Here is a 25,886-nt window from a genome sequence, read left to right as displayed (position 1 = left end):
GGCCGGCCGGGTCACGAGCGGAGCTGGTCGATACCGCGTACCGCGTCGCCGTACAGCAGCGTCAACACGTCGTCGTCGCTCTGGTTGGCTGCTCCGACGTCACTGATCGTCCGTGCCGCGGGATACCCGCGCAGGCCCACGTCCGTCGGACGGCCCGCGGAGATGAGGGTGTACACCTCGCGGATCGGATAGGTGTGCACCTCGCGGATGACTCGGGCGGCGTCGGCCAGGCTCCCGCCGGTCGCGAGATCGGTAGGCACCGTCTCGGTGCGCACCGCGAGTTCGATCCACCCGAGGTAGGCCGTGTCGGTCGGCCATTGCCACGGCACACCAGGGGAGCTCATCGCCGACCGCTCGTACGGCGGCAGCGGTTCGACACGCAGTCGCAACACCGCGGGGTGACGGCTCCACTCCCGGGCCACGTCGACGAGCGCCCGATGCACCTCGTTGACGGGCGCTTCCTCGTGCGCGGCGAGGCAGACGGCGAACGTCGGCACCGGCGGAGCGCCCTGCGGCGTAGGTTCGCCGAGACGATCGACCAGCGTTCCGCCGGACCCCGTGGGCGCGAGAAGCGCGCCGATGCGACCGATGAAGTTGCGCGCGTCCTCGGGGATGACACGGCTCGGCAGGGGATGCTCGCCGAACGCGCGCAGATCCGCCTCCGACAGGAACAGGCCGTGCGGTATCCCCTGAGGCCGAGGGGCGTCCGGGGCGTCGAACGCGATGCCGGGCACCTCCGGCCACAGCCCTTGCCGCGGCGGACCCAGCCGCAACTGCCGGTACTGCCACAGCCCCGGTGCACGCGCGAACATGGTCCCGTGCACGTCGCGCCAGTAGGTCTCGCACACCTCGCGCGGCAGATCGGCCCGCCACCAGCAGAAGGAGGTCAGGGCGAGCTCGGCGGCGTTCTCGAGGTCCGCGGTACCACGGGGCCCTGTACCGCCGGACCCTGTACCGCCGGACCCGGTGCTGCCGAATCCGGCGCTGCTGCTGCCTTCACGTGCCATGGCGTCGTGTCCCCCGACGTCGGCGGATGTGCCTGCACGAGCAACTGTGGCACCGGGCGACAGGACGGGACTCACGACGCCCGGAGCAGGCGCCGCCTTCCGGTCCAAACCGACCCGAATGGGGGACCGGACCACTGACAGTGGGGCCGATCGGTGGGACGAGCGCCGCGCCCGGTCCGGTTGTCACCGGATCGGCTGGATCGTCTGGTTCGGAGGTCTACACAGGGCCTTTACACGGTGGAGCGCTGTGATACGGCCGAACGGGTCATGATTCACTTGTCGCGCCGGCGCCTCCGTGGCGTTACCGGGTACGGCGGAACTCAGCGTGAGGTCGATATTGGCGCGTGTGAGTGAGGCCATCCGCACACTAGGAAAACCGGGTGGTCACCGTTAACCCTGGACGTCGGGGCAGCGATGATGGAGGACGGACGAGGTGGGCGTGCACGCTCGTGACGCCTCCAGGAGCGGGACCCTCCCTTCGGGGTCGCGCTGCGGGTGTACGGGTCTTTGACCGCCACACCTCGTCACGCCATGATGTTGTTCGAACACGGGAAGTGCTGGACCACCCGCGCGGTACGGACCATCCGTACCGGCACCACACACTCCAGGCACTCGGGAGTAGGCGATGACCACGATGACGCTTGCGGCTCTGGCGCAGCAAGGCGAGCTCGGCACCGGAGGAGTCCGTACCTGGCTCCTCGACAACATTGTCCCGCTCGTGCTGCTCTCCGTCGCGCTGCTGCTGCTCTGGCTGGGCGGCGGTAAGGGCGACAATGCCGGCGTGATGCGCAGGCTCGGGGGCGTCGTGATCGCCCTCGCGCTCATCGGACTCGCCGTCAGCGGGCTCGGTGTCGACGTCGGCGAGTGGCTCGCCGGCCTGTTCACAGGCTGACCGGGGCTCGCGGACGTGCGCATTCGTACCGACGACGAGATCTACCGTGTCGACGCCGTCTGGCTCGGCCCGCCGAAGGCGACGTTCCCGTGGCGCGCCCGGTACGTCGCGTGGGGCGTCGGAATTCCGATGTTCCTGGTCATCCTGGGCATCGAACGGCAGATCGGCATCGGTTTCGGGTTCTTCAGCACTGCGTGGGCGTTCGTCCTCGCCATCGCGCTCACCCGGATGATCACCGCGAAGATCACGCACGAACGCCCGCTGTCGGCGGTGTTCGCCATGTGGTTGCGCGAGCTGCAGAGCCCGAGGGAGAGGACCCGCGCGGACGGCGGCGCCGCCAGCGCGAGCAAGATCAAGGTTCGGGCGGAGCGCCCCCTGCCGAAACACAAACGCGGCACCCGCGGGGCTCGCCCCAGAGGGTCCGCGTATCCGGTCCGACCGGGTGGGCCCGTGTCCGGACACCGACCGGCAGACAGCACAGCACGAGCGCACCGGCGCACCGGCCGTATGCCGGCGCCGGTCGGGAGGTAGGCCTTGTTCGGTCGCGACCGAAGCGGCACCAGCAGGAAAGCCGCGAAGCCGGCACCGTCGACGAAGACCGACGGCCGGGGCCGCAGACTGCCCGGCGAACAGGCGATCCCGACGTACACGCCGTCGATCGCGGCCCGCTCGATCGACGGACACCTGCTGCGCACGGGCAACGAGGTGTATGCCTGGTACCGGCTCGCGCCGCAACGCTGGTCGTTCCGGTCGGACTCGCAGCGCCAGGACCTGATCGCCGCGATCGCGGGCCAATACGCCGAGCTGCAGGGCCGGTGGATGCACCTGCGCGTCACGACGCGGCCGTACCCGATCCGCATGTGGGCCGAGGCGCACGTGCACAACGCCCACGACCGGCCCGCCGACGTGCCGGGTGCGCAGTCGTTCGACGACTACCTCGTCGGCGAGCAACAGCAGTTGATGGGCCGGTCGATGGCGGAGAAGGAGGTCTACCTCGGCGTGCAGGTCCAGACCCGGCGGGTCATGGACCGTGCCGTCGAACGGGCCGCCCCGCTGCTGCGCAAGATCATCCCCGAGGCCGTCGACGCGGAGCTGTCCGCCCTCGACTCCGAGGTCGAGCACCTCGACGGGGTCATCGGCTCGTCCGGCCTCGAGGGCAGGCCGGTCAGCGCCGACGAGATGTCCTGGCTGATGCACCGGTCGTGTTCGCTGGGCCTGCCTGCGCCGCGCACGATGCCCACCGTGCCGACGTCGACGTGGGAGCCCGAGGACCTCGCCAGCTTCACCGACGCCGCCGACTTCCACGCCGATCCGTACGCGCCGACCGTGACCGTCCGCGGCCGCACCGGGTCGAACGCCGGCGTCAAACGCCACGTCGCCGTGCTGACCGTCGGGCAGATGCACGGCCTGCAGATCCCCGAGGTCGACGACCCGTGGGTGCAGCACGCCGACCGTCTGCCCGCACCCGTGGAGTGGTCCGCACGCATCTACGTGCGCAGACCCGAGGAGGTCGCGGGCGAACTGCAGCGCCAGATGAACAAGGTGCGCTCGCAGGTCAAGCACTACACCGACGAGCACGAACTCGAACCGCCGCAGTCGCTGGCCCGGCAGGCCTCGCGGGTGCTCGAGGTCGACGACGAGATGACGTCCGGCTTCACCGCACTGGCGACGCGGGTGCGTTCGTGGTGGCGCATGTCGGTGTCGGGCAGCTCCGAACGGGAGGCGCTCAAACTCGCCCAGCAGCTGCTCGACCTGTACAAGCCGAAGATCGCCATCGAACACCCCGAGGCGCAGTACTCGCTGGCCAGGGAGTTCATCCCCGGCGAGTCGTTGTCCTCGGGGGCGTACCTACGCCGCGGCTCGGTGGTCTGGGCCGCCTCGTCGGTGCCCACGGCGACCGCCGAGGTCGGCGACCGCCGCGGCATCCTGCTCGGCGAGACCTGCACCGCCACCCGGCGTCCCGTCGCGTGGGACCCGTGGATGGCGCAGGAGATCCGCGACGGCTCCGGGCTGACGTCGATCGTCGCCGGGCTCGGTGGCGGCAAGTCGTTCCTCGGCGGCGGCATCGTCTACAAGACGCTCCGCGCAGGTGCGCACTGGACCATTCTCGACCCGTCCGGACCGCTGTCGCGACTGTGCGAACTGCCCGAACTGCGTCCGTACGCGCGGCCGATCAACCTGCTCAACGCCCAGCCCGGCATCCTGAACCCGTATCGCGTCGTCGCCGAGCCGCAGCTCGAGCATTTCATGGACGAGGAGGACCCGGAACGGTCCTGGCGCAGGGAACGCGCGCTCGCGGGCGCCACTCGACGGCGCCTCGTGCTGGACGTGCTCACCGGCGTGCTGCCCTACGACGTCGCGCGCATGCCGCAGACCCGCATCGTGCTGCTGCGCGCCGTCCGCATGGTCGGCGGGCGGCACGACGCCGACCCGGGCCAGGTCATCGACGCGCTGCGCCGCGACTCGAGCGAGCACCACGACCACGCCGTCGTCGTCGCCGACTTCCTCGACGAGCTGCGCGAACGCATGTCGCTGCTCATCCCGGAGGCGGACGCCGACCCGTACACCGACCAGCGCGACGACCGGCTCACCGTGCTCACCATGGCGGGGCTGACGCTGCCGAAGGAGGGCGTCGGCAGGGAGCACTGGACCGACGCCGAGGCGCTCGGCGTGGAGATGATGAACCTCGCCGCCTGGCTGACGGCGCGCTCGGTCTACGACAAGCCGAAGTCGGCACGCAAGGGCGTGTGGATCGACGAGGCGTTCTTCCTGTCGGAGGTGCCGACGGGCCGGGTGCTGATGAACCGCTTCGCACGTGACTCGCGAAAGTGGAACGTCCGGGTGCTGCTGTCCTCGCAGATCCCCGCGGACTTCCTGCGCATCCAGGGTTTCGTCGCGCTGCTGGACTCGGTGTTCGTCGGCAGGCTCGACGAGGACGAGGCGCAGGCCGACGCGCTGCGACTGCTCAAGGTGCCGGTGGGTGCGGGGTACGAACAGGTCGTGTCCGCGCTCGGTCGCCGTCCCGGCGGGCAGCGCGACGCCGAACGCGACCGCGATCCTCGGCAGTTCATCTTCGGCGACGGTGCAGGCGGGGTGGAGCGCATCCGCGTGGACTTCACCGGCCCGCACCTGCAGCAGCTGCGCGAGGCCCTCGACACCACACCGGGATCGGCCCCCGACCGGCCCGCACAATCCCCCGCGGCCGAACCGCAGGCCGCCGGCCAGACCGTGTCCGGGGACCCGGACCGCACCGCCGAACGGCCCGCCGCGCCAGCCGTACCCACACCGCCCGAGGACGAGCCCGAGGAAGAGGACCTCGAACTGGCCGCGGAGCTGGAGGTCGGGCTGACCGAGGACCAGCTGCTGTCCGACACCGCCTTCGAGAACGACACCGCCTTCGACGGCAGCTCCTTCGACAACGACACCGCCTTCGACGGCGATGCCGACCGTGGCGACACCGACGCAGGCGCCGAGGGACGGCAGGAGCCCGCCCGCGCCGGTGGACGGGGCAAGAACGGCACCGGCAGGGACGCCGCATGATCACGATGACGGTGCTCGCCGCGCTGGTGTGCGGGTGGGTGTGGTTGCGCGGCCGCAACCGCCGCCGCGAACCGGGGCGCCCGCAGGCGGCGCGGCGCGGACCGGCGATGCTGGCCACGGTCGCGATCCTGGCGTGCCAGGCCGTGCTCGCCTCGCCCGCGCAGGCGCAGCCCGGCGGCTCCGGCTGTGAGGCGCCGAACCCGGAACGGCCGGGTTCCGGCATGGTCGGCGCGATCGACAACCCCGAGGGCAACGGCGAGGCGGGCAGCGTCTACGCCGACTACAGCTACGCAGGCATGGTCTGGCACGTCCATGACTGCGACAGCGGCGGGCTCGGCATGACCGACCCGAGCACGACGGTCGACACGTGGCTCGGCAATCAGCTGTTCAACGTCGCCAAGAACATCGTGGGCGCGACCAACGCGCTCCACTACGAGGTCCTCGACGGCGGCGTGCTCCAGCCGCTCACCGAGGCCGTCTCGCAGGGTGCGGAAGCGGTCTACAACAACGTGTACGCGCAGCTGTTCGGGCTCGCGGCGCTGCTGCTGGCGATCTTCCTGTTCCGCAACATCTGGCGCGGCGACCTCGCAACCGTGAGCAAGCGGGCGCTGTTCGCCATCGGCGGCCTGTGGCTGGCCGCGTCGTCGCTGGCGCTGCTGCAGTACCACGACGAGATCGACCACGCGATCGTCCAGACGACCACCAACATCCAGGCCGGGTTCGTCGACGAGGAGCAGGACCGTGTCGTCCGGCACATCCTGCCGACCGAACTGCACGAGGAGGTCGTCTACGACAACTGGCTCCGCGGCACGTTCGGCAACGACCAGCAGGACGAGGAGGCCGAGAAGTACGGTCCGGACCTGCTGGACGCGCAGGCGTTCACGTGGGACCAGATGCGCGCGGGCGACGACGGCGACGAGAGCGTCATCAACGAGAAGAAGGCCGAGTTCAACCGGATCGCCGGGGAACTGCAGGCCTCGAGCGGCTACTTCAGCGGCGAGGACGGTTCCCGTGCGGGCACGGGCTTCCTCGCGATGCTGCAGAGCCTCGCGTACTCGCTGTTCCAGCTCGTCGCCAAGCTGGCCGTGCTGCTGGCGCAGATCCTCGTGCGACTGTTCACGCTCACCGCGCCGCTGATCGGACTGCTCGCGATCCTGCAGCACGACGTGCTGCGCAGGGTCGGACGCGTCATCGGGGGCGTGGCGTTCAACCTGCTCGTGCTGTCGGTGCTCGCGGGCATCCACGCGCTGCTGTTGCAGGCGATCTTCGCCGCGTCCGGCATGGACATGGTCGTGCAGCTGGCGATCGCAGGCCTGGTCACGATCATCATGTTCGTCGTCGGACGGCCCGCGCGACGGCTGTGGCAGATGGTCGAGACGTCGGTCAGCCTCGTCGGTTCCGCCGTGCCGAGCCAGGGCGGCGGGCTGTTCTCACGCTTCCGCAAGAAGTCGTCCGAACCGACGCCGCAGGACGAGTTCTGGCAGACCGTCAAGAGCGACGACGAAGCCGAGGGCGGTTCGGCCACGCGCGGTTCCGCGGCGGCCCGCTCCGGAGGCCGATTCCGTCCCGAGGCGACGACGGTGGCGGCCAGCGCCGAGCGGGTCGACGGTCCGCAGACCGGGGCGCACCCGGCGTCGCACTGGACCGGCTCACCGCAGCGGGGCGGCGGTGCGAGCCCGGCGCTGCCTGCGGGCGGCGGGGCGGCACCGCCGGTGTTCGGCACGTCCCCGCCGAACCGCGCCCCGGGTGACCGGCAGCCGATGGTCGTGCCGAGTAGACGCGTCGACACGGCGCCGGTGACCGACCGCGGCATCGACCGCCCCGACGACGCCGACCCGTTCGTGGTGCCGTCCAGGATGGACAGGCCGGGGGCGTTCGACGGTGGCCGCGCCGGCGGACAGGGCGGTGCGCACGCCACACCGGCACCCGCGCCTGCGCCCACCGCACCGGAACCCCGGCGCGCCGACAGCGAACTCGTCGCCGGCAAACCTGTGTACGTGCTGTACCGGCCGTCGCGCGGGCTCGAGGTGCGCCCGGAAGACATCCGCGACACCGACCGCGCGGTGCGGTAGGGGCGAGCGGACATGCCGATTCGCACCAACCGTGGCCGTGCGGCGATCTACCGGCGCCTGTGGAGCTGGCCGATGCGGTCACCGTCGCACCTGGCGGGCACGCTCATCCTGTTCGTGGCCTTGATCGTCGCGACGGGCATCGTCGTGCCCCGGCTCGTGTCCGACGGGCAGGCCTCCGGCGCCGAACTGCCCACGTCGGAGTCCGGCAGCGCGCAGGGCGACCAGGGCGCATCCGAAGGATCCGGTGGTTCCGACCTGCCGCCCGTTACCCGGCTGACCGAACCGCGGGAGACACCCAGCCAGGCGCCGGCGGACCCGAAGGCGCTGCGCGTCGCCGAACAGTGGGCGGCGGCGTGGGTCGACCACGACGGCGACACGACCGTCGACGCGTGGATCGACGGTATGCGGCCCTACACCACCGCCGAGTTCCTGCCCGTGATGCGCAGCGTCGATCCGGCCAACATTCCGGCGACGAAGGTCGAGGGCAAAGCCGAGGCGGGTGACTCGCACTCGCGTTCCGTCGAGGCGCTTGTCTCCACCGACGGCCCCGACCTGTCCGTCACCGTGATCAAGACCGACCAGGGCTGGCGCGTCTCCGACTACAGCCGGGTGGGCTAGCCGTGCGTGGGGGACTGCTCTTCGGGTGCGTCATGGCCGCAGCCCTCACGGTGGTGCTGGCGGTCGGGCTGATCACCGTCATCGACGGCTCGCGCCAGCAGGCCGCCATGAGCGGCAACGTGACGGAACTGTCGTGCGACGCCGCCATCGGGCCGACGCGTCCGGGACAGGGCCACAGCGGTGAGGCCGACGCCGGATCCCTCGACTCCGAGCAACGCGAGATCGTGTCGCTGATCATCAAGATCGGCAAGGAACGGGGCATGTCGCCGCGTGCGTGGCAGATCGCCATCCAGGCGGGCATGACCGAATCGCGACTGAAGAACCTCGACTACGGCGACCGTGACTCGCTGGGCATCTTCCAGATGCGCCCCTCGATGGGCTGGGGCACGCCCGAACAGGTCACCAACCCGACGTACCAGGTCAACAAGTTCTACGACGTCCTCGAGGACGTGCCGGGCTGGCAGCACATACGCCCCGGCGAGGCGGCGCAGGCCGTCGAACGGTCGGCGTTCCCCGACCGGTACCACGAGTGGGAACCGATGGCCGTCCACCTCGTGCAGAACGTCGGCGAGATCCAGAACGCGAGCGGCTGCGGCGAAGCGCGCGGCGGCGTTGTGCTGGCGTCGAACTCGTCGGCGCAACGGGCGATCGACTTCGCGATGAGCGAACGCGGTAAACCGTACGTGTGGGGTGCGACCGGCCCCGACTCGTACGACTGCTCCGGGCTCATGTTGCGCGCCTACGAGGCAGCCGGTATCACGATCCCCCGGGTGTCGCGCGACCAGTACAAGGCGGGCTCCATGCTGCCCGTCGAGCAGGCACAACCCGGTGACCTGCTCTTCTGGGCGTACGATACGGCCGACCCGAGCACCATTCACCACGTGGCGATGTACCTCGGGAACGGCAAGATGGTCGAGGCGCAACAGAGCGGCGTCCCGGTGCACGTACGTGACGTGTCGTGGGACGAGGGTGGGCTCGTCCCGCAGGCCGTCCGGCCTGGTGTGTGAACGCAGGAGGGTGTCTCGTGGGCAAGAAGTGGGGTAAGCGCGGCAAGAACGCGGGCCGCGGCGCAGCGCAGATCGATCCGTTCGCGATGCAGGCACGCCCGCCGGCTCCGCGGAACTCGCCGCCCGCGTCGAGCACGCCGCTGTCGGACTACCTGCGGCGCGAGCACCCCGGCGTCACGGAGGGCTACGTCGTCCTGCCGCGTGCGCTCGTCGAAGGCATGCCGTTGCCGTGGCAGCAGCAGATGGTGAACCTCCTCGCCCAGTTCCACGACGGCCACGCGCGACTGGACTGGCCCGCCTATCGCGTCGTGCCCTCCCGGCCCGAACGACTCGTCGACCTCGACGAGGAACAGCTCGCCGAAGCGGGCTACCTCGTCGAGATCGACTCCGAAGGCGAGATGGTCTACCGCGAGCGCAGTGGACGGAAGGTCGACGACCCCGATTCGGTGACCGTGCTCGTGTCCTGTTTGGACCCGGTGGTCGAGCGGAGCCGTCCGCAGGCCGATCGGTCCGTACCGGACCAGGGCCGCGCCGCGCCGATGAACATCGGCCCGCAACCCGTGTGGGAGACGCCGCCGTCCGGATTCATCGCCCAGGCCCCCCAGCCACCGCAATCCCCGCCCCCACAATCCCCGCAGCCGTCGACTGCGCAGGCAGCGCAGACCGGGCAGGCGGCTCAGGCCGGGCAAGTGGCGCAGACTGGGTGGGCGTCGCAGAGTGAGTGGGCGCCGCAGGCAGCGGGGCCCGCCACGGCGAGTGGGTCGTTCCCGGCCGTGGCTCCGTCGACCACCCCACCACCGTCGAACACCCCACCGTCGGACGCCGCCCAGCGGGACTGGTTCGACGAGATGCCCGCCGACAGCACCTCGGATTCGGATGATTCGGCGGCGGGTGCCACGGGAGGCGACGACGAGGGGGCGGTGTTCGGTCCGACGGGGGCGGAGCCGACCCAGATTCCCTACCGCTTTCGCAGGTGACGCGGGCTGTGCCACGCTCGAGGCATGGGCTGGCGTAAGAAGGACGCGAATCCGCCGTCGGGCTGGTGGTACAACACCCGCACCGGCGAGATCGAGCACGGCGAGGTGTCACGGTCGATCGATCTGCTCGGGCCGTATCCGGACGAGGCGACGGCCCGGCAGGCCCTCGAGATCGCCAAGGCGCGCACCGAGGCCGCGGACGAGGCCGACGCCGAATGGCGTGAGGGCGACGACCACGACCGCGACGGCCACGGTCGCGACGACGATCGGTAGGCAGGGCTACACGCGCGCCGGAGGAGCAGGCACGAAATCCGGGTCGACCTGGTCGGCCAGTTCCGAACCCGCCCACGAACGGGCGTTGCGCAGGTGCAGTTCGACGGCCTGCGCCTGGTAGGCCGACCAGTCGCGTTCGACGGCGTCCACAGTGGAGCGCATCGTGTCGAGCACGGCCAGGTTGGCGGGCTCGAGTTCGCCGATCGGGCGGTGCCTGCCGCGCTCGGCGGCGCGCACGTGCCGGGACGTGGACAGCCACCCGAGCAGGTCGTCGCCCACCTCCTCGCGTAGGAAGGCGACGTCCTCGTCGTCGGCGACCTTGTTGCCCACCACGGCGAGACGCACGTCGAAATCCCGTGCGTACTCGGTGTACTGGCGGTACACGCCGACGCTGCGCATCGTCGGCTCGCATACGAGGAACGTGACGTCGAAGCGCGTGAACAGACCGGAGGCGAACGCGTCGGCGCCCGCGGTCATGTCGACGACGACGTACTCGCCCGCCTCGTCGACGAGGTGGTTGAGCAGCAGTTCGGCGGCTCCGGTCTTCGAGTGGTAGCAGGCGACGCCGAGGTCGTCGTCGGTGAACCGGCCGGTCACGGCGACGCGGGCACCGCCGACCTCGCGCACGCAGGCGTCGGTGATCGGGTTGTCCTCGCGCGGGCTCATCAGGCGCGAACCACGGCCCGGCGGTGTCGTCTTGATCATGGCGTCGGCGCTGGGGATGCGCGGGTTGTCGCCGCGCAGGTAGTCCTTGATCAGCGCGGTGTTGTCGCCGAGTGTCGGCAGTGCGTCCGCCTCGTCCGGTGTCGCGCCCAGTGCGACGGCGAGGTGCTGGTTGATGTCGGCGTCGATGGCCAGCACCGGTGCGCCGGATCCGGCCAGATACGAGGTGAACAGGCCGCTGAGCGTCGTCTTGCCGCTGCCGCCCTTGCCCACGAACGCGACCTTCATGAAAACCCCCAAATGGATGTCATTTTCATCTTTGGCCGCACGGTACCGAGGGGAGCGGTTACCCGATCGGGTCGGGGTGGGGGAGCATGGCGCCATGACGACGTTCACCGACGACCTCGGCGCCGAGGTGCCGCTGCCGGAGCCGCCGCAACGGGTCGTCTCACTCGTGCCGGCACTGACCGAGGCCGTCGAGCACACGACGCCGGGCCTGATCGTCGGGGCGACGGACTACTGCACGCACCCGCCGGAGCTGGACGTCCCGCGGATCGGCGGATCGAAATACCCGACGGCCGGTGCCGCGGCGGAGTTGCGCCCCGATCTCGTACTCGCCAACGCCGAGGAGAACCGGCCCGAGGACGTGCGGTCCCTCCGCGGCGCCGGGATCCCGGTGTGGGTCATGGAGGCGCCCGCGACGGTGCCCGCCGCACTCACCTCGCTGCGGGCACTGCTGACGGGGCCGCTGGCCATGGCGGCCGGAACGGCGGACCCGGCGCCGGCGTGGCTGGCCGAGGCGGAGCGGCTGTGGACGGCCGAGCCGCCGCCGGTGCGGGCGCGGGCGGTCGTGCCGGTGTGGCGCAAACCGTGGGTCGTGCTGGGCAGGGACACCTTCGGTGGTGACGTCCTCCACCGGCTCGGCGTCGACCACGTCTACGCCGACGCCGACGACCGCTATCCGCGTCCGAAGCTCGACGGGTTGCGACAACGGTTCGCCGACGGCGACGCCGACCTGCTCGTGCTGCCCGACGAGCCGTGGGCGTTCACCGACGACGACGGCCCCGACGCGTTCCCCGGCGTGCCGTACGTGCTGGTCTCCGGCCGCGATCTCACGTGGTACGGACCGTCCCTCGTGGACGCCCACCGGAAACTCTCGGCCGCGCTCCCGTGAATACCCCGCGGCCCGCGTGGGTCACTCGAACGTGTGCTCCTCGGCGGGGAACTGGCCGCCGCGCACGTCCTCGGCGAACGCCTGTGCGGCACGCGTCAGTTCGCCCGCGACGTCCGCGTAGCGTTTGACGAACCGCGGTGTCGCGCCGGTACGCAGTCCAGCCATGTCCTGCCAGACGAGTACCTGCGCGTCGCATTCCGGGCCCGCGCCGATACCGACCGTCGGGATCGCCAGCTTGCGCGTCACCAGCCGCGCCGCCTCCCCGGGAACCATCTCCATCACGACGGAGAACGCCCCGGCGTCCTGCAGTGCGAGCGCGTCCTCGAGCAGTGAGACTCCCGCTTCGCCGCGGCCCTGCACCCGGTAGCCGCCGAGCGTGTGCTCGGACTGCGGCGTGAACCCGATATGGCCCATCACCGGTACACCGGCGGCCGTGATCGCCTCGACATGCTGAGCGAACCGGCGTCCGCCCTCGAGCTTCACGGCGTGGGCGCGCCCTTCCTTCATGAACCGCACCGCCGTGGCGACGGCCTGCTCGACCGACACCTGGTACGAGCCGAACGGCAGATCGGCCACGACGAGCGCGTGCGTCGCCGCACCCGAGACGGCGCGGACCAACGGGAGCAGCTCGTCGACCGTCACCGGCAGGGACGTGTCGTAGCCGTAGACGTTGTTGGCGGCCGAATCGCCGACGAGCAGCACCGGAATGTCGGCGTCGTCGAACAGTTTCGCCGTGTACATGTCGTAGGCGGTCAGCATCGGCCAGGGCTGCCCGCGTTCCTTCCACTGGCGCAGATGGTGGATGCGGACCTTCCTGCGCTCGGGTGAACCGCCACTGTGGTCGCCGGGTGTGCCGGTACCGGAGCCGTACGGCGCAGGCTGCTCGCCCGCGGAGTCTCCGGGGGTTTCGGAAACGGACATCGTCGTCGAACCGTCCTTCCCTCGAGGCCTGCGCGGCAGGTCCCCGGGTTGTGGATCGTTACGTCACCGAGCGTGGCACCTCCCTTCGCGGAGCAGGAAGCTCGGTGCGAGCAGCTTCACAGCGGCCGGGTGGCCGTATCGCTGCCGGGTAATGGACCCATCACGCTGTGTGTGACGCCATGACGGGTTTCGGTTCGGCCGATAGCGTGATAGTCAGTTCGCTATGCTGCCGGAGCTCCGCGGTCCCACGACCCTGACCGCGGTGCGTAGAGCGGGGGTATCCCTGCTGGTCATCGCCATCATCGGCCAGCTCGGCTGGTTGGCGGAACTCGTCCTGCACACCCCCATGTCCCCGTTGCGGACCGTGACGTCCGCGCTCGCCGTGCCGGGTCAGCCGTTCGCGCCCGTGTTCCGTGCCGCGGAACTGGTGGCCGGGGTGGCGCTCGTGCTGGCGGTGCCGCCGCTGCTGCGCCTCGCGCCCGTGCACAACCGGGCGCGGGCCACGATGGCGCTCCTCGGCATGCTCGGTGTGCTGTACCTCGTCCGCGCGATCTTCCCGCTCGAATGCCGCGCCGTGGCCGCGGGGGGATGCACCCCCGAACCGGATCCTTCGCTCGGTGGGCAGCTCCACATCGCCGCGTCGATTCTGGTGAACGTCTTCTGCGCCGCGGGGCCGGTCGCGCTGCTGCTGTGGTGGCACGGCAGGTGGATGGCCGCGCCCGCGATCGGCGTCACGCTCGGCACGGTCGCATGGTTGCTGTTGGTCCTGGACGACGTCGTCGGACCCGGCGAGTTCGCCGGACTGGCCTCGCGCGGACAGATGATCAGCGCGAGCATCGTCCTCGGCGCCGGGGTCGCCTACCTCCGCAGGACCGGTCACGACCGCACCGAGATCTGACACGCGCGTCCAGAAGGGCCGCAGGCCCGGCGCCTGTTCAGAACAGTGTGGGCGGTGTGAGGTGGACGCCTTCGGCCTCGAGGATGCGTTCCTTCGTCGCGACGCCGCCCGCCGCGGAGAATCCGCCCGGCTTGCCGCCTGCGGCGAGGATGCGATGACACGGCACGATCGGGGCGAACGGATTCGCGCCGAGTGCCTGCCCGACCGCCTGCGCCGCGCCCGGTTCGCCGAGCAGCCGCGCGAGCTCGCCGTAGGTGGTCGTCGTCCCCCGCGGGATCGTGCGCGCGACCTCGTACACCCGCGCGTGGAACGGCGGCACCGAAGCCAGGTTCAGCGGGACGGCGGACAGATCGACCTCCTCGCCCGCCAGCGAGGCCGCCACAGCGTCGATCACCTCAAGGACCCACGGCGGCACCGGTCCTTCCACACCGCCGACGTCGTATGCGCCGACGTCGTGTGCACCGACGCCGTACGCACCGGGGTCGGCGCGGTGGGGGTCGACAGCCGGGTGTTCGACTGCGTCGGGGAAGCGGGTGCGCAGCCGTGCCCGGGTCGTCTCGACGTCGGTCTCCGGGAGCTGGGCGCCGAGGATCGCGGCGGCGGGCTCCGGTGCCCACGCGAGTCCGCAGTGCCCGATCGCCGTCGGGAACACCGTCACACCGCCGCCGCCGATCATGACGTCAGTGGGTCTCGCGCCAGCGGTTGGTCATCGGCAGCCTGCGGTCGCGGCCGAAGGCCTTGAACGTGATCTTCGTGCCCGGTGGGTACTGCCTGCGCTTGTACTCGGCCCCGTCGACCATGCGCACCACGCGGTCGATCACCTCGGCGTCGAACCCGGCGGTGAGCAGATCCGCGTAGCCGCGGTCGCCTTCGACGTAGTCGTCGAGCACGTCGTCGAGCAGTTCGTAGTCCGGCAGCGAGTCCGTGTCGATCTGGCCGGGACGCAGCTCCGCCGACGGCGGCTTCGAGATCGAGTTCTCCGGGATCGGGACTGTCTCCCCGCGTTTGACGGCCTCGTCGTTGCGCCAGCGCGCGAGCGCCCACACGTGCGTCTTGAACACGTCCTTGATCGGCGCGAACCCGCCGACGGCGTCGCCGTAGATCGTCGAGTAGCCGACGGCGATCTCGGTCTTGTTGCCCGTCGCCAACACGAGGTGGCCGTCCAGGTTGGACAACGCCATCAGCAGCATGCCGCGCACGCGGGCCTGAATGTTCTCCTCGGCCAGGCCCTGAAGCGAGAGCCGGTCGACGTACACCTTCACCATGTCGGCCACCGGCTCGAGCCGGAAGTGGCAGCCCAGTCGTGCGGCCAGGTCGGCGGCGTCCGATTTGGAGTGTTCGGAGGAGTAATCCGAGGGCATCGCCACGCCGTACACCTTCTCCGGCCCGAGTGCGTCGACCGCGAGTGCGGCGACCACGGCCGAGTCGATGCCGCCGGACAGGCCGAGTATCACCGAGCCGAAGCCGTTCTTACGGACGTAGTCGCGCAAGCCGAGCACGAGGGCCGACCAGACCTCGGCCTCGTCCGCTAGCGGCTCGCCGATCACCGGGTCGCCCAGCGGTTCGCGCGGGGGCACCGGGCCGTCGCTCAACGTCCGTCGGTGCACGCGAAGGCCGGCGAACCCGCCTTCCGCGGTGTGGGTGGCCTCCTGCACCTCGACGTCCGTGACGAGCACCTGCTCGGCGAACTGGCGGGCGCGTGCGAGTAGTGTGCCGTCCGCGCCGACAACGATCGAGTCGCCGTCGAACACCAGGTCGTCCTGTCCGCCCACGCAGTTGGTGTAGACCACAGGAGCACCGGCCTCCCGGGCGCGCGAGGCGACCAGCGGCAGCCGGACGTCGTCCTTGGCGCGTTCGTACGGTGAGGCGTTCGGCGACACGACGAGATCGACACCCGCCTCGCCGAGTGCCGCGACCGGACCGCCGTCCTGCCACAGGTCCTCGCAGACGACCATGCCGATGTCGACGCCGTGCAGGCGTACGACGTCGAGCTCGGCGCCCGGCTTGAAATTGCGGCGCTCGTCGAACACGCCGTAGTTCGGCAGGTGGTGCTTGTACTGCGTGGCGACGACCTCGCCGCCCAGCAGCGCGGCGACGGCGTTGCGCGGGCCCGCCTCGTCCTGGTCGAGGTAGCCGACGTAGGTCAGGAGGTCACCGCAGCCCGTGTCGGCGAGCCGCCGTGCGACCGTGTCGACCTGCTCCCGTGACGCGCGCGCGAACGTCTCCCGCAGCGCCAGGTCCTCCACGGGATACCCGGTGAGCGTCATCTCCGGGAACACGACGATGTGCGCTCCCGCGTCGGCGGCCTCGCGGGCCCGTTCGACGATCAGGTCGGAGTTCCCGTTCAGGTCGCCGACGGTCGGGTTGATCTGGGCGAGTGCGATGCGCAGGTGCGGCATGCCGTCAATTGTCGCGCACCCGCGCACCGCTCCGCTCGTGAGATCGCGCTCGTCGCCGGGTGCGCTGTCGGGCACGCGCTGCCGGGCGCGCCGTCAGCTGCGCTTCTTGCGCAGCATCCCGCGCACCTTCTTCAGCGCCTGCTCGGCGTCCGAGTCGAACGGGTTGTCCTGCACCAGGTACGTCCACGTCGACGTCGGCCTGCGCACACCCGCCGCAGCGAGGTCGATCCCGTCGGAGGTGACCTCGGCGGAGGCGAGGGTCTCCGCCGACCGCGACTCGACCTCGCCGCGGATCTTGTGGAACTCCGGGATCGCGGCGCGGTGGAACTCGTCGAGGGGCTGCTCCCTGGCCATCGCCCGCAGGTGGATCGTCTCGCGCACGTTGTTGAGGAACGCCAGGTGATCGGCCCACCGCTGATCCATGTGGAACAGCATGATGCGGCGGCACACGGTCGTGAGTTCGTCCTCGCCGAGCTTCTCGGCCAGCTCCGTGAGACGCGCTCCGGAGAGCCGCTGTGCACCGGAGGTCGTCCGGCCGGGCTCGTCGCCGCCGGTGTCGTCAGCGCCGCCGGTCTCGTGAGCGCCGTCGATCTCGTCAGCGCTGTCGGTCTCGCGGGCGGCTGTCTCCGCGGCCCCCGTATCCCCGGCCCCCGAGTCCTCGGATGCCGCTTCGCCGGACCGGGCGTCCCCGGGCGCGGTGTCCCCGGGCCCCGTGTCCCCGGACCCCGAGTCCCCGGATCCCGTGCCGTCGGCCGCCTTCTTCGCCTTCTTGCCGTTCTTCCCCGTGCGCTCGCCGGAACCGTCCCCGGCGTCGCCGGTCCCGGCCGCGAGCTCGCTCAGGGTCTTCTTGGCGGTGTCGGTGCGCAGCACCTCGTCGCGCCATTTCAGCAGCTCGGAACGCTGGTGCTCGATCAGCCGCGTGTAGCGCCACGTGTTGCGGTGGATCTCCAGGTCGACACCTTCGGCGACGCGCTGGGCGTGGTTGATCTGCCGGTGTGCGGCGTGGTCGGTGACCTCGCCGGTCTCGGGGTCGGCGTCGATGCCGTCCGGCACGTCCGGTGCGTGGCCGAGCACGAGCTCGTCGTTGAGGCTGGCGAAGAACACCGAACTGCCCGGGTCGCCCTGGCGTCCGGCACGCCCGCGCAGTTGGTCGTCGAGGCGACTGCTCGGGTAACGCGCGGTGCCGATGACGTGCAGGCCACCGGTCTCGGCGACGCGTTCTCTGTCGGAACCGTCGGCGCCGCCCAGGCGGATGTCGGTGCCGCGGCCCGCCATCTGGGTCGACACGGTGATCCGCTCGTACGTGCCCGCCTCGGCGATGATCGCCGCCTCCTCCGCGTCGTTGCGCGCGTTGAGCACGACACAGGGCAGGCCGGCCTTCTCGAGCTTCTCGGCGAGTTCCTCGGACTCGGCGACGTCCTGGGTGCCGACCAGGATCGGCCGCCCGGTCGCGTGCACCTCCTCGATCTCGGACACGATCGCGCGCAGCTTGTTGTTCGGCGCCGCGTAGATGCGGTCCCCGGCGTCCTCGCGCACGTTCGGCGTGTTCGGAGGGATCACCGCGACCTCGAGCTCGTAGAACTCCCGCAGCTGCTCGGCGACGGCCACCGCCGTGCCGGTCATACCCGCCACCTGCGGATAGCGGGCGATGAGCGCCTGCACCGTGATCGAGTCGAGGATCTCGCCCCGGTCCGACGGCGGCAGCTGCTCCTTCGCCTCCACCGCGGCCTGCAGGCCGTCCGGCCAGCGCTGCAACTCGGCCACGCGGCCCCGGGAGGCGTTGATCAGCTGGACCTTGCCGTCCCGCACGAGGTAGTCGACGTCGCGGGTGAGCAGCGCGTGCGCATGCAGCGCGACGTTGACCGAGGCGAGCCTGTCGGCCCCGTCCTCGGCGTACAGGTCGATACCGCCGAGGGACTTCTCGACCACGGACGCGCCCGCCGTCGTCAGCCACGCGTTGCGCCCGTCGGGGTCGGTCTCGTAGTGGAGTCCGACGCGCAGCCTGCGGACGATGTCGGCGACCTCCAGGTCGGCCACTCCCGCGTCCACCGAGCCGGCCATGACCAGCGGCACACGCGCCTCGTCGACGAGCACGGAGTCGGCCTCGTCGACGATCGCCACCTCCGGATCGGCCTGCACCAGGTCGCCCGCGTCGGTGACGAGCCGGTCGCGCAGCACGTCGAAGCCGATCTCGCTGACCGCGCCGTAACAGATCTCGGCGCTGTAGGCGCCGCGCCGGTCGGCCGTCTCCAACGACGGCTCGACCCAGCCGACGGACACGCCGAGCAGGTCGTAGACGGGCCGCATCCACTCCGCGTCGCGACGTGCCAGGTAGTCGTTGACGGAGATGACATGCACCCGCTTGCCCTGCAGCGCGTAACCCGCGGCCGCCAGCGCACCGGCGAGGGTCTTGCCCTCACCGGTCTGCATCTGCACCACGTGTCCGGTCAACAGGCCCATCGTGCCCAGCAGCTGGACGTCGAACGCCCGCTCGCCCAGCCCGCGGCGCGCCGCCTCCCTGCCGAGCGCGCACACCTCGACGAGCTGCCGGTCGCTGAACGTCCCGGTCGAGGACAGTTCGTCGCCCAGCTCGGTGGCGGCGGCGGTCAGCTCGCTGTCGTCGAGCATCTCCAGTTCCGGCTCGCGCTTCTCGATCCGCGGCAGCAACGCCTCGTACCGCGTCAGTTCCACGCTCGCCGGACGTTGGATGATCCTGCGCAACCGCTTGCTCACCCGGCTCATCAACGCCACGCGTGGTCTCCCATCTCGCTTCTCGTCCTGCGATGGCACGATCACCTCTGTGCCTTCAGTCGAACGCTACCTGGCCCTCGCCACCTGTGTACTCGCCTTGGGTGGGCTCACGACCGCGTGCTCGCCGGAGGAGTCCGAGCAGAAGGGTCCGGTCGGCCCTGTGCCGGAGGGCCTCGAACGGTTCTACGGGCAGGCGCTCGACTGGGGTGACTGCGAGCAGTACGCCACCAACGACATGGCGCGCTCGTCGTTCGGCGCGGACGGGCTGGAGTGCGCGCGGCTGACCGTGCCGCTGGACTACGAGGAGCCCGGCGCCGCGACGATCTCGCTCGGGCTGCTGCGGCACCAGGCCACCGGCGACGACCGGATCGGTTCGCTCGTCGTCAACCCGGGCGGGCCCGGGGCGTCGGGAATGCTGAACGCGGCGTCGATGGCGGGCCCGACCGCGGACACGGAGATCGGCCAGCGGTTCGACCTGGTCGGCTTCGACCCGCGCGGCGTCGGCGCGAGCGAACCCACCGTCGAATGCCTCACCGACGCCGAACGTGATGCCGACCGCGCCGACGACGTCGAGTACGACGGCAGCGAGCAGGGCGTGCGGGCCGCGGAGCGGGAGGAACGGCAGTTCGCCGCCAAGTGCGCGCGCCGCACCGATCACGGCGAGGACATGCTCGCCCACCTGGGCACCCGCGAGGTCGTGCAGGACATGGACGTACTGCGCTCGGTGCTCGGTGACCGCAAGCTGAGCTATGTCGGCTACTCGTACGGCACGCGCATCGGCTACACCTACGCCGAACGCTTCCCCCGCAACGTCCGCTCACTGGTCCTCGACGGCGCGCTCGACCCCGAACAGGACTCCGTCGAATCGCTCGTGTCGCAGGGCGAAGGCTTCGGCCGCTCGTTCGGGGAGTTCGCCGGGTGGTGCCAGGAGCGTTCCGACTGCCCGCTGTCGGGCGACGCGACGAAGGCGTATCAGGACCTGGTGCGGCCGCTGCTCGACGAGCCCGTCGACGTGGGCGGCCGCGCGCTGTCCTACGACGACGCCACGACCGGCACCATCCAGGCGCTGTACTCGGAACGCATGTGGCCGCAGTTGAAGAACGGCCTGGTCGAACTCTCCCGGGGCAACGGCTCGACCCTGATGGCGTTGGCCGACATGTACAACGAGCGCGACTCCTCGGGCGAGTACGCCAGTACGCAGGACGCGTTCGTCGCGATCCGCTGCGTCGACGACCCGCCGGTCGAGGACAAGGCGAAGATCCGCGAGGCGCAGCGGCGCTACGCCGAGGTCGCCCCGTTCCTCGACCCGGGAACACGGCCGTCGGCGGCCAGGGACGCCTGCGCGTTCTGGCCCGTCGAGAACACCTCCGAACCGCATCTGCCGGACGTCGACGGTGTGCCGCCCGCGCTGGTGGTGTCGACGACGAACGACCCCGCGACGCCGTACCAGGCGGGAGTGCAGCTGGCGAAGGCGATGGGCGGCGGCCTGCTCACCTTCGAGGGCAACCAGCACACCGTGTTCCTGCAGGGCAACCAGTGCGTGGACCAGGCGGGTACCCGCTACCTGATCGACGGGACGCTGCCTCCGGAGGGCAAGCGCTGCGCGTGAGTGGCGTGGCCGTCGGAGTGCCGTGTCGAGCCCTGGACGTCGGCGCGCGGGGTCGCGGCCGTGGCGGCGGCCTCAGCCGGTCGGCGTCGCCGCCGTGCTGGACACCTCGACGGGCTGGTTGTGCTCGCTCAGTCCGAGTTCGATCATCGTGGCGCCCTGGTTGGGTTTCGCGGGCGGCACCTGCAGCCAGACCCGCAGCAGGGTGCGTTCGGGGTTGTCGGTGACCCAGAACTTGACCGCGACGTCGTCGCGCACGCCGGGCAGCAGTTCCGAGATGTCGGCCTGGGGCAGGGTGCCGCTGACCCGGTAGGTCGGCACGTCGCCGATGTCCTCGCGACTCTCGGTGCTCAGCTCGATCGCGTCGCCGAGCAGGTCCCGGAGACCGCCGTCGCGTGCGATCAGATGCTGGGGCGTGAACCGTTCCGGTACGACCGCCGTGGTGGTCACGTCGTCGGAGTCGGTCAGCGTGACGGTCCTGTCGTCGGCCGCCGCGGCGCTGCCGCCGTCCTGGGCCGTCGACCTCGGCGCCTCGCTCGGGGAGGTGTCGTCCCGGTCGCCCAGTTCGTACTCGTACTGCATGCGACCGTCCGGTAGCTGCAGGTCGACCTCGCCCTGTGCCCAGCCGTCGCGCGTGGCGACGCCGTCGATCGAGCGGATCGGAAAGCCGGGCAGAGCTCCCTGGGTGCGCAGGTCGAAGCGAACGCTGGTCACGTCGCGGAGCGCGGCCGAGGCCTCGCGGACGAGGGAGGCGCCCGGCGGCTCGCTCTCCGGCGCCTCGGGCGACGAGGTGCACCCGGCGACGAGCACGAGCAGCGATGTGGTGACGACCAGGATCCGCCGGGACATGCCTAGAGACGGTACTGCCGGCCGGAGGCCGTCCGGTTGGGTGGTGGAGGGTGAGGGGCTGGCCGGTACTGCCGGCCGGAGGCCGTCCGGTTGGGTGGTGGTGGGTGAGGGGCTGGCCGGTACTGCCGGCCGGAGGCCGTCCCCGCGGTCCGCTCAGCGTTCGACGGGTGCGCCGTCGGCACGGGTGGCGAACGTGCGCCGGTACGTGAGCGGGGAGACGCCGATGGCGTCGCGCAGGTGTTTGCGCAGCGACGCCGCGGTGCCGAGGCCTGATTCGGCGGCGACCCGGTCGACGGGCAGCTCGGTGACCTCGAGCAGGTGCCGGGCGTGCAGCAGCCGTTGCCGGGTCAGCCAGGTGTGCGGTGGCAGGCCGGTTTCGTCGCGGAACCGGCGGTTGAAGGTGCGCATACTCATCCGTGCGTGAGCGGCGAGAGCGGCCAGATCGAGTGGTTCGCCGAGCCGTTCCAGCGCCCATGCCCTGGTGGGCGCGGTACTGCCGGCGCCTTCGTCGGTGACGGGGCGCTCGATGTACTGCGACTGCCCGCCGTCGCGCCACGGCGGGACGACGCAGTAGCGGGCGGCGCGGTTGGCGACGTCGCTGCCGTGGTCGGCACGGACGACGTGCAGGCAGAGGTCGACGCCCGCGGCGAGGCCCGCCGAGGTGAGCACGTCACCGTCGTCGACGAACAACACGTTCTCGTCCAGGCGGACCCCAGGGTAGAGCGCGCGGAAGCGGTCGGCGTGTGCCCAGTGTGTCGTGGCCGGGCGTCCGTCGAGCAGGCCGGCCGCTGCGAGGACGAACGCGCCGGTGCAGATCGACATGGTCCGGGCGGACGCGGGCACGCGCGCGAGGGCCGCGGACACGTCATCGGGGAGCGAACCGTCGCGGCGCGGCCCGGCCAGCCGGGTGCCGGGCACGATCACCGTGTCGGCGTCGTCGAGGGCTTCGGGGCCGTGGTCGAGGAGTGCGGAGTATCCGGACGACACGCGCACCGGCCGGTCGTCGACCCCGCAGACGCGCACGTCGTACAGCGAGCGCCCGTCGCGTTCGGCGCACGCGAAGATCTGTGGCGGTATCTGCATGTCGTAGCCGACGACCTCGCCGAGGGCCAGGATCACCACCCGGTGCGCGCTCATGGCAAGATCTTCGCACATGTTGGCATTCTTGCCACTCGTCCCGAGGGGCGCGACGGCGCATCCTCGGATCCCGTGATCTCCCCACGTACTTCGACGTCACCGCGTACGTCGCCGCCTGTGCCCTCACGCTTGACGTCGCTGCGCCGATGGCGACCGCACTGGGCGTGGCTCGTCGCCGCGACGGCGTTCGTGGCGCTGCTGTCCGCGGGCGCCTTCCGCGCCGCGCCCAGCGTGCTGATCGATCCGCTGCACGCCGAGTTCGGTTGGTCCCGCGGCACGATCTCCCTGGCCGTGTCGGTGAATCTGCTGCTCTACGGCCTGATCGCCCCGTTCTCCGCGGCGCTGATGGAACGACTGGGCATGCGGCGCGTCGTCGCCGGTGCGCTGGTACTCGTGGCGGCGGGCAGCGGCCTGACGGTGCTGATGACCGCATCCTGGCAGCTGCTGCTGTGCTGGGGCGTGCTCGTCGGCGCGGGCACCGGGGCGATGGCACTGACGTTCGTGGCCACCGTGACCGGCCGGTGGTTCGTCACTCACCGCGGCCTGGTCAGCGGGATCCTGACGGCGGCGAGCGCCGCGGGGCAGCTCGTGTTCCTGCCGCTCGTCGCCGGGCTCGCGACGGGACACGGCTGGCGATGGGCGTCGTTGCTGATCGCGGCGGCCGCGCTCGCGGTCGTGCCGGTGGTGCTGCTGTGCCTGCGGGATCGTCCGCGCGACGTCGGCACGGTGGCCTACGGTGCGTCCGCGGCGGGCGAGACCCACGACACCGGTTCCGAAGGGGAGACCGCCGCGCGTCCTGCGGGCGGCAGCGCGGCCCACGCGCTGCGCATCCTGCGGCGTGCGATGCGGGCGCCTGCGTTCTGGCTGCTGGCAGGTGGTTTCGCGATCTGCGGAGCCTCGACGAACGGGCTGATCGGTACCCACTTCGTCCCCGCCGCGCACGACCACGGCATGCCCGCGACGGCCGCGGCGGGCCTGCTCGCCGTGGTCGGGATCTTCGACATCGTGGGCACGGTCTTCTCCGGGTGGCTCACCGACCGTGTCGACCCACGCCTACTGCTCGCCGTCTACTACGTGCTGCGCGGGCTGTCCCTGGCGATCCTCCCGCAGCTGTTCGGGCCGACGACCGAACCGCCGATGTGGGCGTTCATCGTCTTCTACGGGCTGGACTGGGTCGCCACCGTTCCGCCGACCGTTGCGCTGTGCCGCGAATGGTTCGCGGACGCGGGACCGATCGTGTTCGGATGGGTGTTCGCGTCGCACCAGATCGGCGCGGCGCTGGCCGCCTCAGGCGCGGGTTTCGTCCGCGATCACCTGGGTTCCTACGACCTCGCCTGGTACGCCGCGGGTGGGTTGTGCGTGCTCGCCGCGTGGATGTCCGCGCGCATCCGCCGACACGGCGAAACCCTCGAAACATTCCGTTAACACGGTGCGCATAAGGTCACGCTCATGGATCGTCAGCAGGAGTTCGTGCTGCGCACACTCGAGGAACGCGACATTCGTTTCGTGCGGCTCTGGTTCACCGACGTACTGGGCTTCCTCAAGTCGGTGGCCATCGCCCCAGCAGAGCTGGAGGGCGCGTTCTCCGAGGGCATCGGGTTCGACGGCTCCGCGATCGAGGGCTTCGCGCGGGTCTACGAGTCGGACATGATCGCCAAGCCCGACCCGTCGACGTTCCAGGTGCTGCCGTGGGAGCAGGCCGACGGCGGACACTACTCGGCGCGGATGTTCTGCGACATCGCGATGCCCGACGCCTCGCCGTCGTGGGCCGACCCGCGGCACGTGCTGCGCCGCCAGCTGTCGAAGGCGGGCGAGGCGGGGTTCACCTGCTACGTGCATCCCGAGATCGAGTTCTACCTCCTGCAGGATCTGCCGGAGGACGGCAAGGAACCGACCCCCGCCGACAACGGTGGCTACTTCGACCAGGCCAGCCACGCCACGGCGACCCACTTCCGGCGGCACGCCATCGAGGCCCTCGAGGCGATGGGCATCTCCGTCGAGTTCAGCCATCACGAGGGCGCGCCGGGGCAGCAGGAGATCGACCTGCGCTACGCGGACGCGCTCACGATGGCCGACAACGTCATGACGTTCCGGTACGTCGTCAAGGAGGTCGCGCTGACCCAGGGCGTGCGCGCGACGTTCATGCCGAAGCCGTTCACCGACCATCCGGGCTCGGGGATGCACACCCACGTGTCCCTCTTCGAGGGCGATCGCAACGCCTTCTACGACCCCGAGGACCCGTACGAGCTGTCGGAGACCGGTAAAGCGTTCGTCGCCGGGCTGCTGCACCACGCACGCGAGATCTCCGCGGTCACCAACCAGTGGGTCAACTCGTACAAGAGACTGATCGTCGGCGGGGAGGCCCCGACGGCGGTGTCCTGGGGCAGGGCGAACCGCTCCGCGCTGGTCCGGGTGCCGATGTACTCGCCGGGGAAGGCGTCGTCCCGGCGTGTGGAGATCCGGTCGCTCGACTCGGCGTGCAACCCGTACCTGGCGTACTCGGTGATCCTGGCCGCCGGCCTGCGGGGCATCGAGAAGGGCTACGAGCTGCCGCCCGCGGCGGAGGACGACATCTGGGCGCTCTCCGAGGTGGAGCGGAAGGCCGCCGGCTACAAGCAGCTGCCGCAGAACCTGGGCGAGGCGCTGACGGAGATGGAGAACTCGGAGCTGTTGCCGGAGGCGCTCGGCGAGCACGTCTTCGACTTCTTCCTCCGGAACAAGCGCACCGAGTGGAACAACTACCGGAGCTCGGTGACGCCGTACGAGCTCCGGACCCTGCTCCCGGTGCTCTGACCTGCGGTTTCGCAATAAGGGGACCCCCCTGTTTCAGGGGGGGTTCGCGGCCGTGTAATGTTCTCTTCGTCGCCAAGGAGCGGACGGGACGAGGCGGAGGTTGACTCCGCGAGACGGACCGGGTAAGCTTCTTGGTCGGCCCTCAAGGGGGCCACAACCCGAGCAACGAATCTCCACGAGGTAAGTTCCCGCGGTTGATGGCGCTCTTGGGCTAAAAACCAACTGCGTGTTGTTTGAGAACTCAACAGTGTGTTTGTGAGCTTTGTTTTGTTGCTTTGTGCCCCTTTTTTTTGGGGTTTTTGAGCTAGC

The 25,886-nt window shown here is 70.7% G+C and carries 21 protein-coding genes; 13 read left to right on the top strand and 8 right to left on the bottom strand.

Features of this window, described 5'->3' with window-relative positions; all coding sequences use genetic code 11:
• Positions 1 to 11: 11 nt before the first annotated feature.
• Positions 12 to 1,007 carry an ethyl tert-butyl ether degradation protein EthD gene (locus FHS23_RS18580; RefSeq protein WP_183657551.1) on the bottom strand — a complete coding sequence of 332 codons (996 nt, stop codon included), beginning with the start codon at positions 1,005 to 1,007 and terminating at the stop codon, positions 12 to 14.
• 625 nt (positions 1,008 to 1,632) lie between these two features.
• Here FHS23_RS18580 and FHS23_RS18575 point away from each other — a divergent pair.
• The 8 genes from FHS23_RS18575 to FHS23_RS18540 are packed head-to-tail and all read left to right on the top strand — an operon-like array spanning position 1,633 to position 10,386.
• Positions 1,633 to 1,899, top strand: coding sequence for a hypothetical protein (locus tag FHS23_RS18575; RefSeq protein ID WP_183657549.1), 267 nt, complete (start codon positions 1,633 to 1,635; stop codon positions 1,897 to 1,899).
• Between the two features lie 15 nt (positions 1,900 to 1,914).
• Positions 1,915 to 2,430: a hypothetical protein gene (locus FHS23_RS18570; protein WP_183657546.1), complete on the top strand. Its 516-nt coding sequence runs from the start codon at positions 1,915 to 1,917 to the stop codon at positions 2,428 to 2,430.
• A gap of 3 nt (positions 2,431 to 2,433) precedes the next feature.
• A complete protein-coding gene (locus FHS23_RS18565) occupies positions 2,434 to 5,439 on the top strand; it encodes an ATP-binding protein (RefSeq protein WP_183657543.1) in 3,006 nt (1,001 codons plus the stop codon).
• Complete coding sequence (locus FHS23_RS18560; RefSeq protein WP_183657540.1) at positions 5,436 to 7,511, top strand: magnesium transporter; 2,076 nt, start codon at positions 5,436 to 5,438, stop codon at positions 7,509 to 7,511. Before FHS23_RS18565 ends, FHS23_RS18560 begins: the two co-directional genes overlap by 4 nt.
• Before the next feature lie 12 nt (positions 7,512 to 7,523).
• Positions 7,524 to 8,129: a hypothetical protein gene (locus FHS23_RS18555; protein ID WP_183657537.1), complete on the top strand. Its 606-nt coding sequence runs from the start codon at positions 7,524 to 7,526 to the stop codon at positions 8,127 to 8,129.
• Positions 8,130 to 8,131: 2 nt separating this feature from the next.
• On the top strand, positions 8,132 to 9,136 hold the full coding sequence (locus FHS23_RS18550) for an NlpC/P60 family protein (RefSeq protein WP_183657535.1): 1,005 nt from the start codon (positions 8,132 to 8,134) through the stop codon (positions 9,134 to 9,136).
• A 17-nt stretch (positions 9,137 to 9,153) separates the two neighbouring features.
• Positions 9,154 to 10,113, top strand: coding sequence for a hypothetical protein (locus FHS23_RS18545; RefSeq protein ID WP_183657532.1), 960 nt, complete (start codon positions 9,154 to 9,156; stop codon positions 10,111 to 10,113).
• Positions 10,114 to 10,137: 24 nt separating this feature from the next.
• Positions 10,138 to 10,386: a hypothetical protein gene (locus FHS23_RS18540; RefSeq protein ID WP_183657529.1), complete on the top strand. Its 249-nt coding sequence runs from the start codon at positions 10,138 to 10,140 to the stop codon at positions 10,384 to 10,386.
• Between the two features lie 6 nt (positions 10,387 to 10,392).
• Here the strand turns inward: FHS23_RS18540 and FHS23_RS18535 are convergent, their stop codons facing one another.
• Entirely contained in the window at positions 10,393 to 11,337 is a 945-nt protein-coding gene (locus FHS23_RS18535; protein ID WP_183657527.1) for an ATP-binding protein, read from the bottom strand.
• Between the two features lie 94 nt (positions 11,338 to 11,431).
• Between FHS23_RS18535 and FHS23_RS18530 the strand changes: the two genes are divergently transcribed.
• Positions 11,432 to 12,223: a helical backbone metal receptor gene (locus FHS23_RS18530; protein ID WP_183657524.1), complete on the top strand. Its 792-nt coding sequence runs from the start codon at positions 11,432 to 11,434 to the stop codon at positions 12,221 to 12,223.
• A gap of 21 nt (positions 12,224 to 12,244) precedes the next feature.
• Here FHS23_RS18530 and panB read toward each other — a convergent pair whose 3' ends face one another.
• Positions 12,245 to 13,144, bottom strand: coding sequence for a 3-methyl-2-oxobutanoate hydroxymethyltransferase (panB, locus tag FHS23_RS18525; RefSeq protein ID WP_183657521.1), 900 nt, complete (start codon positions 13,142 to 13,144; stop codon positions 12,245 to 12,247).
• A gap of 223 nt (positions 13,145 to 13,367) precedes the next feature.
• Between panB and FHS23_RS18520 the strand changes: the two genes are divergently transcribed.
• On the top strand, positions 13,368 to 14,042 hold the full coding sequence (locus FHS23_RS18520) for a DUF998 domain-containing protein (protein WP_183657518.1): 675 nt from the start codon (positions 13,368 to 13,370) through the stop codon (positions 14,040 to 14,042).
• Between the two features lie 37 nt (positions 14,043 to 14,079).
• Here the strand turns inward: FHS23_RS18520 and FHS23_RS18515 are convergent, their stop codons facing one another.
• From FHS23_RS18515 to secA2, 3 genes are all read right to left on the bottom strand, one after another.
• Positions 14,080 to 14,718: a methylated-DNA--[protein]-cysteine S-methyltransferase gene (locus tag FHS23_RS18515; RefSeq protein ID WP_183657515.1), complete on the bottom strand. Its 639-nt coding sequence runs from the start codon at positions 14,716 to 14,718 to the stop codon at positions 14,080 to 14,082.
• Between the two features lie 4 nt (positions 14,719 to 14,722).
• Positions 14,723 to 16,441, bottom strand: a complete 1,719-nt coding sequence (locus FHS23_RS18510; RefSeq protein ID WP_183657512.1) for an NAD+ synthase — start codon at positions 16,439 to 16,441, stop codon at positions 14,723 to 14,725.
• Positions 16,442 to 16,534: 93 nt separating this feature from the next.
• Positions 16,535 to 19,192, bottom strand: a complete 2,658-nt coding sequence (gene secA2, locus FHS23_RS18505; RefSeq protein ID WP_183657510.1) for an accessory Sec system translocase SecA2 — start codon at positions 19,190 to 19,192, stop codon at positions 16,535 to 16,537.
• 49 nt (positions 19,193 to 19,241) lie between these two features.
• Here secA2 and FHS23_RS18500 point away from each other — a divergent pair, with 49 nt between their 5' ends.
• Positions 19,242 to 20,801 (top strand): alpha/beta hydrolase, encoded by a 1,560-nt coding sequence (locus tag FHS23_RS18500; RefSeq protein ID WP_343054072.1) that lies wholly within the window; start codon positions 19,242 to 19,244, stop codon positions 20,799 to 20,801.
• A 72-nt stretch (positions 20,802 to 20,873) separates the two neighbouring features.
• Here the strand turns inward: FHS23_RS18500 and FHS23_RS18495 are convergent, their stop codons facing one another.
• Both FHS23_RS18495 and FHS23_RS18490 read right to left on the bottom strand, forming a co-directional pair.
• Positions 20,874 to 21,647 (bottom strand): LppX_LprAFG lipoprotein, encoded by a 774-nt coding sequence (locus FHS23_RS18495; RefSeq protein WP_183657503.1) that lies wholly within the window; start codon positions 21,645 to 21,647, stop codon positions 20,874 to 20,876.
• Between the two features lie 153 nt (positions 21,648 to 21,800).
• On the bottom strand, positions 21,801 to 22,784 hold the full coding sequence (locus FHS23_RS18490; RefSeq protein ID WP_246382446.1) for a GlxA family transcriptional regulator: 984 nt from the start codon (positions 22,782 to 22,784) through the stop codon (positions 21,801 to 21,803).
• Between the two features lie 117 nt (positions 22,785 to 22,901).
• Between FHS23_RS18490 and FHS23_RS18485 the strand changes: the two genes are divergently transcribed.
• Both FHS23_RS18485 and glnA read left to right on the top strand, forming a co-directional pair.
• The gene (locus tag FHS23_RS18485; protein WP_183657488.1) at positions 22,902 to 24,209 is read left to right on the top strand and encodes an MFS transporter; all 1,308 of its coding nucleotides are present in this window, start codon (positions 22,902 to 22,904) and stop codon (positions 24,207 to 24,209) included.
• 24 nt (positions 24,210 to 24,233) lie between these two features.
• On the top strand, positions 24,234 to 25,577 hold the full coding sequence (gene glnA, locus FHS23_RS18480) for a type I glutamate--ammonia ligase (protein ID WP_183657486.1): 1,344 nt from the start codon (positions 24,234 to 24,236) through the stop codon (positions 25,575 to 25,577).
• Positions 25,578 to 25,886: the final 309 nt, after the last annotated feature.

The organism is Prauserella isguenensis (assembly GCF_014191605.1).
GTDB lineage: Bacteria > Actinomycetota > Actinomycetes > Mycobacteriales > Pseudonocardiaceae > Prauserella > Prauserella isguenensis.
This window is presented reverse-complemented; position numbering and strand designations above follow the sequence as displayed.